Source organism: Coprococcus intestinalis (assembly GCF_023656595.1).
Lineage (GTDB): Bacteria > Bacillota > Clostridia > Lachnospirales > Lachnospiraceae > Coprococcus_A > Coprococcus_A intestinihominis.
This window is the reverse complement of record NZ_JAMOKJ010000018.1, coordinates 25430-37788: the sequence shown is the minus strand read 5'-3', so window position 1 is coordinate 37788 and position 12359 is coordinate 25430. Positions and strand designations below refer to the sequence as shown.

Annotated in this window: 9 protein-coding genes and 1 pseudogene; 8 read left to right on the top strand and 2 right to left on the bottom strand. The window is 43.5% G+C overall.

What is annotated here, in order from left to right; all coding sequences use genetic code 11:
• Window positions 1–9 precede the first annotated feature (9 nt).
• Complete coding sequence (locus tag NBH03_RS12890) at window positions 10–774, top strand: acetoacetate decarboxylase family protein (protein ID WP_250799821.1); 765 nt, start codon at window positions 10–12, stop codon at window positions 772–774.
• An 86-nt stretch (window positions 775–860) separates the two neighbouring features.
• On the opposite strand, the pseudogene NBH03_RS12885 reads toward NBH03_RS12890, so the two are convergent.
• Window positions 861–1058 (bottom strand): annotated as a pseudogene (locus tag NBH03_RS12885) (metal-sensing transcriptional repressor); the annotation flags it as partial.
• A gap of 179 nt (window positions 1059–1237) precedes the next feature.
• Between NBH03_RS12885 and NBH03_RS12880 the strand changes: the two are divergent.
• Genes NBH03_RS12880 through NBH03_RS12870 form a run of 3 tightly spaced genes read left to right on the top strand, consistent with a single transcriptional unit; the run spans window position 1238 to window position 6451 of the window.
• Window positions 1238–1936 (top strand): ABC transporter ATP-binding protein, encoded by a 699-nt coding sequence (locus NBH03_RS12880; protein WP_015513261.1) that lies wholly within the window; start codon window positions 1238–1240, stop codon window positions 1934–1936.
• Window positions 1937–1948: 12 nt separating this feature from the next.
• Entirely contained in the window at window positions 1949–4270 is a 2322-nt protein-coding gene (locus NBH03_RS12875) for an ABC transporter permease (protein ID WP_250799820.1), read from the top strand.
• A gap of 15 nt (window positions 4271–4285) precedes the next feature.
• Entirely contained in the window at window positions 4286–6451 is a 2166-nt protein-coding gene (locus tag NBH03_RS12870; protein WP_250799819.1) for a hypothetical protein, read from the top strand.
• Between the two features lie 2 nt (window positions 6452–6453).
• Here NBH03_RS12870 and NBH03_RS12865 read toward each other — a convergent pair whose 3' ends face one another.
• Window positions 6454–7116 carry a Crp/Fnr family transcriptional regulator gene (locus NBH03_RS12865; protein WP_215631987.1) on the bottom strand — a complete coding sequence of 221 codons (663 nt, stop codon included), beginning with the start codon at window positions 7114–7116 and terminating at the stop codon, window positions 6454–6456.
• An 85-nt stretch (window positions 7117–7201) separates the two neighbouring features.
• Between NBH03_RS12865 and hcp the strand changes: the two genes are divergently transcribed.
• From hcp to NBH03_RS12845, 4 genes are all read left to right on the top strand, one after another.
• Window positions 7202–8803, top strand: coding sequence for a hydroxylamine reductase (gene hcp, locus NBH03_RS12860; protein WP_227082250.1), 1602 nt, complete (start codon window positions 7202–7204; stop codon window positions 8801–8803).
• A 275-nt stretch (window positions 8804–9078) separates the two neighbouring features.
• Window positions 9079–10464 (top strand): ABC transporter substrate-binding protein, encoded by a 1386-nt coding sequence (locus NBH03_RS12855; protein WP_250799818.1) that lies wholly within the window; start codon window positions 9079–9081, stop codon window positions 10462–10464.
• Between the two features lie 150 nt (window positions 10465–10614).
• Entirely contained in the window at window positions 10615–11457 is an 843-nt protein-coding gene (locus NBH03_RS12850) for a carbohydrate ABC transporter permease (RefSeq protein WP_215631990.1), read from the top strand.
• Entirely contained in the window at window positions 11458–12294 is an 837-nt protein-coding gene (locus tag NBH03_RS12845) for a carbohydrate ABC transporter permease (protein ID WP_215631991.1), read from the top strand. It abuts the gene before it with no gap.
• The last annotated feature ends 65 nt before the right edge of the window (window positions 12295–12359 follow it).

Here is a 12359-nt window from a genome sequence, read left to right as displayed (position 1 = left end):
CGTAGCAATTTGGATTATATTATTTTTGAGTGCCTAGCGGAGCGTACGATTGGTCTGGCTAAGCAGGAGATGCTGAAAGATCCGACACTGACATTGGCATCATTACGGTATGAATATGGTTGGACATCGAATGACGCAGACAAGATGGGACAGTGTGTGTTGGCCGGACATGGGTATAATGTTACAACATTTAATGTACCGGTTACTTATTGCGGCACAAATGATGAAATAAAGGGACAATATCAGCTGGCAATCTGGGAAAATCATGCAGACCCTATTATTTGCGGGCGAGAGCAGCTGGGATACTCGAAAATATATGCAGATATTACAGATATATGCGAAGAAGAAGACGGAACCTATGCGGCATTATCATCATGGAATTTTGAATTCCTTAAATTACATTTTAAAATGGACGAAAAGCCGGATGATTTAAGTGAAATGCAGAAAGTACTTTTTGATGAGGAGAATGAAGGTATCATGCATTACAAGTACATTCCGCACTCAGAGGCAGGATTCAATAAGGCTGATGTGCAATATGTTACAATAACACCAAAAACATTTCCTGCACCTGAGGATGCCAAACCTTTGCCTCAGCCTGAACGAGTATGGGGAAATGCTTCTTTAGAATGGTGGATACCTGAGTGGAAAGATATGCCGACTCAGTACCATATTGTACAGGTCTTGGCTTCGTTGCCGATATTGCGGGTTGTCGGGGCTTCCAAGGTACATTTGTGGCATTATAATGATGTTTATCATCAAAAGGCTATTGAGTAAAAAAGTTAAACAGTTTATAAAAGAGTAACAAAGAAGAAAGCAAGAGCGAGATGGTTTGAGAGAATCATTTTTGCTCTTGTTTTTGGTTAGTGCATATTGGCAAAGTGTTCAACCGCTTTGGTAAAGTTCGCAATGGTCTTGTCGGCATCACCGTGTTCAATGTTGTATCTGACGCAATGCTGGATGTGCCCCTTCAATACGACCTGTCCGGCCTTATGGAGTGCAAATTTTGCAGCATTAATCTGGGAAAGAATATCTTCACATGGCACATATTCATCAATCATGCATGCAGCAGGCCTATGAAATGAGAAAAGTTTATAATTGTCTAAAATAGCATAATTGAGAATGTTTATCAATTATGCTGTTTTATTTTAACACCGCCGTCGTTGTATGATACACTGGTTAGAGATAACTAATATTACGGCGAAAAACAGTCAATATAGAATGAAGAGAGGCGAGAGGAATGTTTCTGGAAATCAATCAAATCAGAAAATCTTACGGCTCAGGGGAGAGCCGGGTTGAAGTGTTGAAGGGGATTGATCTGTACGTAGAGCAGGGGGAATTCTGTGTGCTTCTGGGGCCTTCCGGTTCCGGCAAATCGACACTTTTGAATATTATCGGCGGTATTGACCAGGCAGACAGCGGGGATATCTGCATTCGAGGTGAAAGAATGGCAGATATGAAAGAAAAGAAGCTGACATTGTATCGCAGAAAGCATCTGGGTTACATTTTCCAGATGTATAATCTGATCCCGAATCTGACAGTCAGGGAGAATGTAGAAGTCGGGGCTTATCTCAGTGAGAAGCCGCTGGATGTGGATGAACTTTTACATACACTGGGGCTTTACGACCATAGAAATAAGCTGCCGAACCAGCTTTCCGGCGGACAACAGCAGAGAACGGCCATCGGCAGAGCCATAGTCAAAAATCCGGATATTCTACTGTGTGATGAACCGACAGGCGCGCTGGATTACAATACATCTAAAGAAATCCTGAAACTCATTGAGAAGGTTAATCAGAAATACGGCAACACAGTGATTATGGTCACCCATAATGATGCCATCAAAGATATGGCGGATCGTGTGGTACGTCTGAGAGACGGCATGATCCGCAAGAATTATCTGAATGAGCAGAAACTTTCGGCGGATGCATTGGACTGGTAGGAGGTGGTACAGATGAAGAATCCACTGAACCGGCGTCTGACAAGGGAATTAAAAGGAGAATTGGGCAAATATCTGGTGATTTTGATTCTTCTGATCGCAACCATCGGGTTTGTATCCGGTTTCCTTGTGGCAGATGGCAGTATGCTGACGGCATATAATGAAAGTTTTGAGAAATACAATATAGAAGACGGCCATTTCACAGTTGTAAAACAGATGAACAAGGCTCAGAAGAAGAATGTTGAAGCTCTGGGAGTGACACTTTATGATTTGTTTTATGTGGAAGAAACGTTAGTGACGAATGATAGTACACTTCGAATTTTTCCAGATCGCAAGGACGTCGATAAAGTATGTCTGATGGAAGGAAGTATGCCGGAGAAATCGGACGAAATTGCCATCGACAGAATGTATGCGGACAACAACAGTCTGAAAGTAGGCGATGTGATTGCATCAACAGATCACAGCTGGAGAGTGACAGGATTGGTGGCATTGTCTGATTACAGCGCATTATTCTCGGACAATAATGATTCAATGTTTGATGCGATCAAGTTTGGGGTGGCCATTGTGGCTGATAAGGGCTTTGCACAGCTGGATCAGTCTAAAATGACCTGGCAGTATGCATGGAAATACAATCAATCGCCAAAGAACAACATAGAAGAGAAAGAAATGTCGGATGATTTGATGTCAGATATCAATAGCATTATTGTACTGGACAGCTATACACCGCGTTATCTGAATCAGGCGATTAATTTTACCGGTGAAGATATGGGCAGTGACAGAGGCATGATGATTGTCCTGCTGTATATGGTTATTGTGATCATGGCTTTTGTGTTCAGTGTGATCATCAGCAACACCATCAGCAAAGAGGCCAATGTCATCGGCACGCTTCGGGCATCCGGTTATACGAGAAGTGAGTTGGTGCGGCATTATATGATGGTGCCGATTTTTGTCACTTTGATCGGTGCCGGTATCGGCAATATTTTGGGATACACTGTTTTGAAAGATGTTTGTGCGGGCATGTATTACGGCAGCTACAGTTTGCCGACCTATGTTACATTGTGGAACTCGGAAGCCTTTGTATTGACCACCATTGTGCCAGTGGTGCTGATGGCAGTCATCACCTTCGCGGTATTGTCTTACAAACTGACACTTTCACCGCTGAAGTTTCTGAGACGTGATCTGAGCAGAAGAAAACAGAAACATGCGTTGCCGTTGAGTGTGCATATTCCGTTTTTTAATCGATTCCGCATCAGGGTCATTCTACAGAATCTCAGCAATTATCTGGTGCTTTTTGTGGGTATATTATTTGCCAATATGCTGCTGCTCTTTGGACTGGGATTGCAGGTAGTACTTGATCATTACAAAGCGACCATTGGCGACAATATGCTGGCCAATTATCAGTATCTGCTTCAGATGCCTGTGGGAGCGGTGGATGAGGATCACAAGCTGGAAAGTATGTTGAATATGATGATGTTCAGTCGTTCTGTTGAAACAGATAATCCAGATGCAGAAAAATTCAGTGCCTATTCACTGAAAATGCAGCAGAATGCCACCAGGACAGAAGAAGTGCTGCTGTATGGCATTGAACCGGACAGCCAATATATTCATCTGGATCTGCAGCCGAAGGATGTCTATATTTCATCCGCTTATGCAGACAAATATTTGCTGCAGCCGGGGGATACGATTACCCTGAAGGAAACCTATGAGGATAAGAGCTATAACCTGACGGTAACGGGCATTTATGATTACGAAGGTGCATTGGATGTCTTTATGTCGAGAGAAGCATTAAACGACATGTTTGATCTGGGCAGTGACTATTTTTGCGGTTACTTTTCTAACAGCGAAATAACAGATATTGATTCCAAATATATCGGTTCACTGATTGATATCGATGACCTGACCAGAATCAGCCGTCAGTTGGATCAGTCCATGGGCAGTATGATGTATCTGATAGATGGATTTGCGGTGCTGATTTTCGTTGTATTGATGTATTTGCTTTCCAAAATCATCATTGAGAAAAATGCCCAGTCCATTTCCATGAACAAGATTCTGGGATATACGAATAGCGAAATCAGCCGGTTATATATTATTTCTACATTTATCGTGGTGGCGGTGTCTATACTGATCAGCATGCCTTTGGTTTATGAAGGACTGGTTTATATTTTTCGGTGGATGCTGATCAACAGTATGTCCGGCTGGATTCCGATTTATCTTGGCAAATCAATTTATGTCAAAATGTTTATCATGGGTGTTGTTTCCTATGGTGTGGTTGCTTTGCTGGAGTACAGGCGTATTCAGAAGATTCCGATGGATACAGCGCTTAAAAATGTGGAATAGACGGGAGGCAGTGCGATGAAAATAAAAAAGCGATTAAAAGATAAGGCGGGAATGCTCGTATTAACAGCGGTGCTTGTGGTGGCTGCGTTGATAGCGTCTGTTGTGAGCGGTTGTACGGAGCAGGTCAAAGCAGCGGAGAATGAGGTTTCAGCAGAAACTTCAGCTGATACTGACAATAGTAGCCATAAAGAAACCAAGACAACAGATGCAGATAAGAACGGCAGTAAGAATGATCAGGTATCGGATAGCGATAAAAGCGCTGACAAAGGCAGTGATAAAACAGATAAAACGGAAACTGTCTATGCCAAGGCAGATTCATCCGGCAAAATTTATGATGTGTCTGTGGAGGCAGTGCTGAAAAATGAAGGAGAGGGAGAAATCACAGATTATTCGACACTTTCTGACATTAAGAACACAGAAGGCGACGAAGAATTTACAGAGAAGGGCAGCAACGTGGTTGTATGGGAAAATCATGGTGAGGACATTCAATATAAAGGTACTTCTACAGATGCTCTGCCGGTGGATGTCAAGATTACTTATTATCTGAATGACAAACAGGTGACTGCGGATGAATTAAAAGGACAAAGCGGCAAAGTCAGAATCCGTTTTGATTATACCAACAAGTATTCTCAGAAAGTAGAAGTAAATGGAAAGACAGTTGAGGTATCCACACCTTTTGTTGTGTGCTCAGCCATGTTCCTGTCATCGGATAACTTCAGTAATATTGAAGTGACCAACGGCAAAACCGTGGAAATGGATGACCAGAACATTGTAATTGGTTATGCCATGCCAGGACTTTCCGACAGTCTGCAGTTGAAGAATTATGAAGCCACAGAAGATGTTGATATTCCGGAATATGTGGAACTGACAGCGGATGTGACAGATTTTTCACTGGATTTCACAGCAACCATTATCTCCAACGGTATGTTCGGCAATATGGATACGGATGACCTGAAAGATGTAGATGACTTGATTGATGCCATGGATGATTTATCAGAGGCTTCAGACAAACTGGTGGACGGCGCTGCAGAGCTGGCAGATGGTGCGGATGAATTGGGTGACTATTTTGGACAGTATCTGACAGGGGTATCTGCAATGGATGAAGGTTCCGCAGGTTTAATGAAAGGGCTGAAAACCGTCAATGACCAGAAAGGCGCACTTCTTGAAGGTGCCAAAGGCCTGCAGCAGGGACTTGAAACATTGAATCAGTCATTGGCAACAGTGAATCTGGATGGACAGTCTGTGGATATGCAGCCGATGTCCGCAGCCGCAGCAGCACTGGCACAGGATACAGCAAAATTAAAAGAAGCGCTGACAGTCATGCAGTCAACGTTAAATGATGTGAAAACCTTTGCCAATGATGCAAAATCTTATAAGGAATCTGTTCAGAAAAAGACTTCCGAGGCAAAAGGTGCACTGGATGCAGTGGATTTGAGCGAGGCAGAGAAAAAGGCAGAATCAGAAGCAAAAGAGCAGGCATCAAAGGCTGTGAAAGAGGCTCTTGCGGGTACAGATTTGACAGATGATCAGAAAGCTGAGATTCAGTCAAAAGTGAAAGACAGTATTTCAATTTCCGATACAACGGATACGGCTTCAGGAAAGATTGCCGAGGCAAAAGATGCGCTGAAAGATATGCCGGACCTTGAAATTCCGGAGTTTTCACTGGGTACAGATACAATTACCGTATTGGTTGAAGATATGCAGAAACAGCTGCAGGTACTGGGACAGTATTCAGAAGCCTTGTCGAATCTTGGCACACAGATGTCTGGACTCTCAGGCACACTGGAACAGTTAAAATCCGGTGTCAGCAGCCTGGTCTCCGGCAGCGGTCAGCTTACCGAAGGCGTGCAGGCTTTGAACAATGGTATTGAGCAGCTTTATCAGGGATCGGTGGCATTAAATGACGGTACGGGACAGCTCATCACGGCCGGAAATGCTATCTCTAAAGGATTTGATGGCCTGTCAGAGGGAACAGATGCCCTCAGTGACGGCATGAAAGAATTTGACAAAGAGGGCATTCAGGAACTGAAAAAACTGGCAGGGGATGACCTGGAAAATATCATCACCCGTGTCCGTGCTCTGAAAAAAGCAGATGAGCAGTACAACAACTTCTCTGGTCTTGAAAAAGGAAAAACCGGAAGTGTACGTTTTATTGTAGAAACAGACGAGATAAAAAAGTAAAGTTATTCTAATATTTTAAATTGGTTCTTATGATAATCTATCCGGCCTTCCCGGCGCAATTTGCTGAGTTCTGCGGACATAGCACTGCGCTCGACACCGAGATAATCCGCCAACTCCTGGCGGTCATAAGGAATCGCAAAAATTCGGCTTTTATTTTGTTTAGCCTGCATCAGCAGATAAGCCATCAGCTTTTCCTTGGTGGTCCGTTTGGAAGTCAGCTCAATCTTCTGATTCAGCATAATGTTTTTGGCGGCAACAATATGCAGAAGATTGGCGATAATCCGATTATGAAATTCACAGGAATTGCCGCAGGTGGTGATGACACGGCGGCAGTCCAGCAGAAGAATCTCACTGTCGGTAACTGCGGTTGCAGTGACCGGCAGTTTTTCTATGCCGGCGCAGGCAAAAGCTTCGCCAAAGAGCTGTGACGGCTCCATCATGGAAATGATATTGCGGTTGCCGAAAAAATCATCTTTGGCAATCTGGACTTTGCCGGTTAATACAACACCAATAAGACTTGCCGGTTCCCCTTCCCAGAAAATCGGCTGGTTTTTTGAATAGGAAGCAGTCCGTGCTCCGAGACAGGTCAGCATGCCATCTAAATCATCCTCAGAGATACCTTGAAAAAGTGCGGATTTTTTTATCACTGGAAAATATTCTCTCATAAAAGAGCTCCTTTTGTTGGAATTACAACGTAACTTTTGGGCAAAGTATACTATGATAGGTGCATAAAGTCAAGGAGGTATTCCAATGGAAAATAATATGTTTTGTTTTCAGTGTGAGCAGACAGCCGGATGCGGCGGATGTACAGGCAGAGCAGGTGTCTGTGGCAAGCAGGCGGATACAGCACAGCTTCAGGATCAACTGACAGGGGCACTCATCGGTCTTGCCCGTGCGGCAGAGGGAAATGTACCGGGACCTTCCACTGATAAAGTCATTATCGAGGGATTATTTACAACCGTCACAAATGTGAATTTTAATAATGAAACCATTAACGCTCTGATCAATCGTGTGCATGAGGAGAAGCACAAACTGGTGCCGGACTGTGAATCATGCGGTTCTCCATGCGGCAGAACAGAAGATTATGATATGAAAGGCATCTGGGAAGCAGATGAGGATATTCGTTCATTAAAATCACTGATTCTTTTTGGTATCCGAGGTATGGCAGCCTATGCTTATCATGCTGCTGTGCTTGGATACACTGACAAAGATGTTAATCAATTTTTCTATAAGGCTCTTTTTGTCATCGGTGAAAACTGGAAAGTGGATGAACTTTTGCCGGTAGTTATGGAAGTGGGAGAAGTGAATCTGAAGTGTATGGCACTCTTGGATAAGGCCAATACAGAGACTTACGGGACGCCGGAGCCGACAACCGTTCCTTTAACTGTAGAAAAAGGCCCGTTTATTGTTGTGACAGGTCATGATCTGTATGATCTCAAACAGCTTTTGGAGCAGACAAAGGATAAGGGTATCAATATTTACACCCATGGCGAGATGCTTCCGGCTCATGCTTATCCTGAGTTGAAAAAATATCCGCATCTTAAAGGCAATTTCGGTACCGCATGGCAGAACCAGCAGAAAGAATTTGCCAATATGCCAGCGCCGGTTCTGTTTACAACCAACTGTCTGATGCCGCCAAAAGCAAGTTATGCAGACAGAGTATTTACTACAGAGATGGTGTCTTATCCGGAAATCGTGCATATCGGCGATGAAAAAGATTTCTCACCGGTGATCGAGAAAGCGTTGGAACTTGGTGGTTATAAGGAAGATCAGCATTTTACCGGCATCAACGGCGGGCATGAAGTGACAACCGGTTTTGGTCACGGCACAATTCTGTCAGTGGCTGATAAAGTGGTTGAAGCGGTTAAAGCCGGAGATATCCGTCATTTCTTCCTGGTGGGCGGCTGTGACGGTGCAAGACCGGGCAGAAATTATTTCACGGATTTTGTGAAGCAAACACCAAAGGATAGCATTGTACTGACATTAGCTTGTGGTAAGTACCGTTTTAACGATTTAGATCTGGGAACCATTGGCGGTCTGCCTCGCCTTATGGATATGGGACAATGTAATGATGCTTATGGCGCAATCCAGGTGGCAGTGGCGCTGGCCAATGCCTTTGGCTGTGGTGTCAATGATTTGCCGTTGTCCATGGTACTGTCCTGGTATGAGCAGAAAGCGGTCTGCATCCTGCTGACGCTGCTGCATCTCGGCATCAAGAATATTCTTCTCGGACCGACACTGCCGGCATTTATCTCACCAAATGTACTGAAGATTCTGGTGGATACCTACAATATCGGTGCGGTGACAACACCGGAAGCAGATATGGCACGGTGTCTCGGAATGCAATCATAAGATGTTGGGGTCAATCACAAGAGTAGTTCAGGTGGTGTCTTATATAGTCGTAAACAGGACGAAGTATATGATTCAATTGGAAAATACAGGGAAAACTCATGTCAAACTGCACAAAAACAGAGACTTAAAATATAAATAACTAACAATTTGACAAAAAAGCAAGAGAATTCTCTTGCTTTTTTTGTTGAAGTGGTATATGATGTAATTACAGAGTTGGAAACGTTTCCAGAAACGTTTCCGGGAAGGTTTTATCTTTAAAACGAGGAGGAATCATAATGAAAAAAAGAAGTTTATTAGCTCTGGCCATGGTTGGCGCACTCAGTGTTTCCATGCTTGCAGGCTGTGGCAGCTCTTCAACAAAAGAGACACAGGCTCCTGCAGGTTCTGAGGCAGCAACAGAGGCAGCAACAGAGGCAGCGAAAGAAAGCACAGCAGCAGGCGACGGCAAGGTTTATTATCTGAACTTTAAGCCTGAACAGGATGCACAGTGGCAGGAACTGGCTAAGCTGTACACAGAAGAGACTGGTGTTCCTGTAACAGTTTTAACAGCTGCATCAGGTAATTATGAGACAACACTGAAGTCAGAGATGGCTAAGACAGATGCACCAACATTATTCCAGGTAAATGGTCCTGTTGGTCTGGCTTCTTGGAAAGATTACTGCTACGATCTGAAGGATTCTAAGATCGCAGGTGAACTGACAAATGATGAATTTGCTCTGATGGATGGCGATTCTATGGCAGGTATCGGCTATGTTATCGAGACATACGGCATCATTTACAACAAAGCCCTTCTTGAAAAAGCAGGTTATACACAGGATGATATCAAGAGCTTTGATGATCTGAAGAAAGTTGCTGAAGACATCACAGCACGTAAGGATGAGCTTGGCTTCTCAGCCTTTACATCCGCAGGTATGGATGGCTCTTCTGACTGGAGATTCAAGACACATCTTGCAAATCTTCCAATCTACTATGAATACAAAGCAGACGACATCAATACAACAGATGCCATCAAAGGTACATACCTTGACAACTATAGAAATATCTGGGATCTTTACATCAACAACGCAACATGTGATCCGTCCCTTCTTTCCACAAAGACAGGTGATGATGCAGTTGCTGAATTCGTAACAGAACAGGCTGTATTCTATCAGAATGGTACATGGGCATACAACGATGTTGCAGAACTCGGTGATGACAACCTTGGCATGCTGCCAATCTACATCGGTGCTGAAGGTGAAGACAAACAGGGTCTTTGTACAGGTACAGAGAACTACTGGTGTGTTAACAGCAAAGCAAGCGAAGCAGATATCCAGGCTACACTTGATTTCATGTACTGGTGTGTAACATCTGAAGTTGGTACAAAAGCTATGTGCGGCGGCGAAGGTGCAATGCCATCCGGTGACGCAGGCATGGGCTTTGTTATTCCTTTCAAAGGCAACCTTGAATCATCCAATCCTCTGGTTAACATCGCTAACCAGTATGTAGCTGATGGCTATACACCAGTTGCATGGACATTCTCCACAATGCCTTCAGAAGAATGGAAGAACGGTGTTGGTTCTGCTCTGACAACATACGCAGCAGACCAGACAGATGATAACTGGGCAGCAGTTGTAAGCGCATTCGTAGACGGATGGGCTAAAGAAGCAGCAGCTTCCAAATAATCAGGAACGCAAACGGTTTTATATCGTAACTGTAGATTAAAAGACAGTGGGCGGGCATCCCTTGCCCGCCCACTGGTTTTTTATGCGGGTAGAATCTGCCAGGCATATTTGGACTCGCACTTTTATCAACTTAAGAGGGAGGTTGATTTTGTGGAAAAGGCCATTAAACGTTATCTTCCGATATTCGTTTTACCGACTCTGGCTGCATTTATCATAGGTTTTATCGCACCGTTTATTATGGGTGTTGGACTGTCCTTTTGTGAATTCACGACAGTCAAAGATGCGAAATTTGTAGGTATCAGCAATTATGTAAAAGCATTTCAGGATACAATTTTCAGACATTCGTTTTGGTATACGGCACTTTTTGCGATTGTATCACTAATAGTGATTAATGTCTGCGCCTTTGCACTGGCGCTGGCTCTGACGAGGAAAATGAGAGGAACAAACATCTTCAGGACGATTTTCTTTATGCCGAACCTGATCGGTGGTATTGTTCTTGGATATATATGGCAGCTGATTTTTAACGGTATTCTTGCAAAATATTCCACAGCGCTGGCATTGAACCAGTGGCTGGGCTTCTGGGGACTGATCATTCTGGTATCATGGCAGCAGATTGGTTATATGATGATCATCTATATTGCCGGACTTCAGTCTATTCCTGGAGAAGTTATGGAAGCAGCACAGATTGACGGTGCCAATAGCTGGCAGTGCTTATGGAAAGTTACCATTCCGATGATGATGCCGTCTATTACGATTTGTACATTCTTATCCATTACCAACGGATTTAAGCTTTTCGACCAGAACCTGTCATTGACAGCTGGTGAGCCGTCCAAATTATCTGAAATGATGGCGCTGAATATTTACAACACATTCTATGGCCGTTCAGGATGGGAAGGTGTTGGGCAGGCCAAAGCGGTTATTTTCTTTGTCATCGTTGTGGCTATTGGTCTTATTCAGCTGAGAGCAACACGTTCGAAGGAGGTGCAGCAGTAAATGAAGAACAAAAAGACATTGAGCTGGATCGGTACAATCTTTTTTACCATATTGGGTCTCATTTATATTGCACCGATTATTATTGTATTACTTAACTCATTTAAGAAGAAATCATTTATCAATCTGGAACCGTTCAAGCTTCCGTCAGCGAAGAATTTCATTGGTCTGGACAACTATACAACTGCGTTGGATCAGTATGGCCTGCTGAAGGCTGTAGGATGGACAGTATTTATTACTGTGGGTTCTGTTATCGTTATTCTGATCTGTACTTCTATGTGCGCATGGGCAATTACCCGAGTGAAGAATAAGTTTACCAATGCATTTTATTTATTATGTGTTTTCTCAATGGTTGTACCATTTCAGATGGTTATGTTTACATTGTCATTGATCGCAGACCGTCTCAAATTAAATACACCTTGGGGCATCATTATTATTTATCTGGGATTTGGTGCCGGGTTGGCCGTCTTTATGTTCTGCGGTTTTGTTAAATCCATTCCTATTGAAATAGAAGAAGCGGCGATGATTGACGGATGCAATCCGGTGCGTACATTCTTCTCAGTTGTATTGCCGATCATGCAGCCAACTTATATTTCAGTTGGTATTCTTGAGACAATGTGGATCTGGAATGACTTCCTGCTGCCATATCTTGTTTTGGATATTAATAAATATAAGACGATTTCCATCGCAATCCAGTATATGAAGGGCAGTTATGGACGAGTAGATATGGGCGCGATCATGGCGGCGCTGATTATGGCGGTTATTCCTGTTATTATCTTTTATCTTGCCTGCCAGAAATATATTATCGAGGGTGTTGCAGCCGGTGCTGTTAAGGGTTAGAATTGTATGCGGAAATCCTGCTGAGAAATGTATCTGCGAAGCAGACTGACATTCTGTATCAGGAT

Coding starts and splice junctions, on each gene's coding strand:
- NBH03_RS12865 (WP_215631987.1), bottom strand. CDS start 7,116: ATGAGAGAATATTTTCCAGTGATAAAAAAATCCGCACTTTTTCAAGGT.
- NBH03_RS12870 (WP_250799819.1), top strand. CDS start 4,286: ATGAAAATAAAAAAGCGATTAAAAGATAAGGCGGGAATGCTCGTATTA.
- NBH03_RS12855 (WP_250799818.1), top strand. CDS start 9,079: ATGAAAAAAAGAAGTTTATTAGCTCTGGCCATGGTTGGCGCACTCAGT.
- NBH03_RS12880 (WP_015513261.1), top strand. CDS start 1,238: ATGTTTCTGGAAATCAATCAAATCAGAAAATCTTACGGCTCAGGGGAG.
- hcp (WP_227082250.1), top strand. CDS start 7,202: ATGGAAAATAATATGTTTTGTTTTCAGTGTGAGCAGACAGCCGGATGC.
- NBH03_RS12875 (WP_250799820.1), top strand. CDS start 1,949: ATGAAGAATCCACTGAACCGGCGTCTGACAAGGGAATTAAAAGGAGAA.
- NBH03_RS12845 (WP_215631991.1), top strand. CDS start 11,458: ATGAAGAACAAAAAGACATTGAGCTGGATCGGTACAATCTTTTTTACC.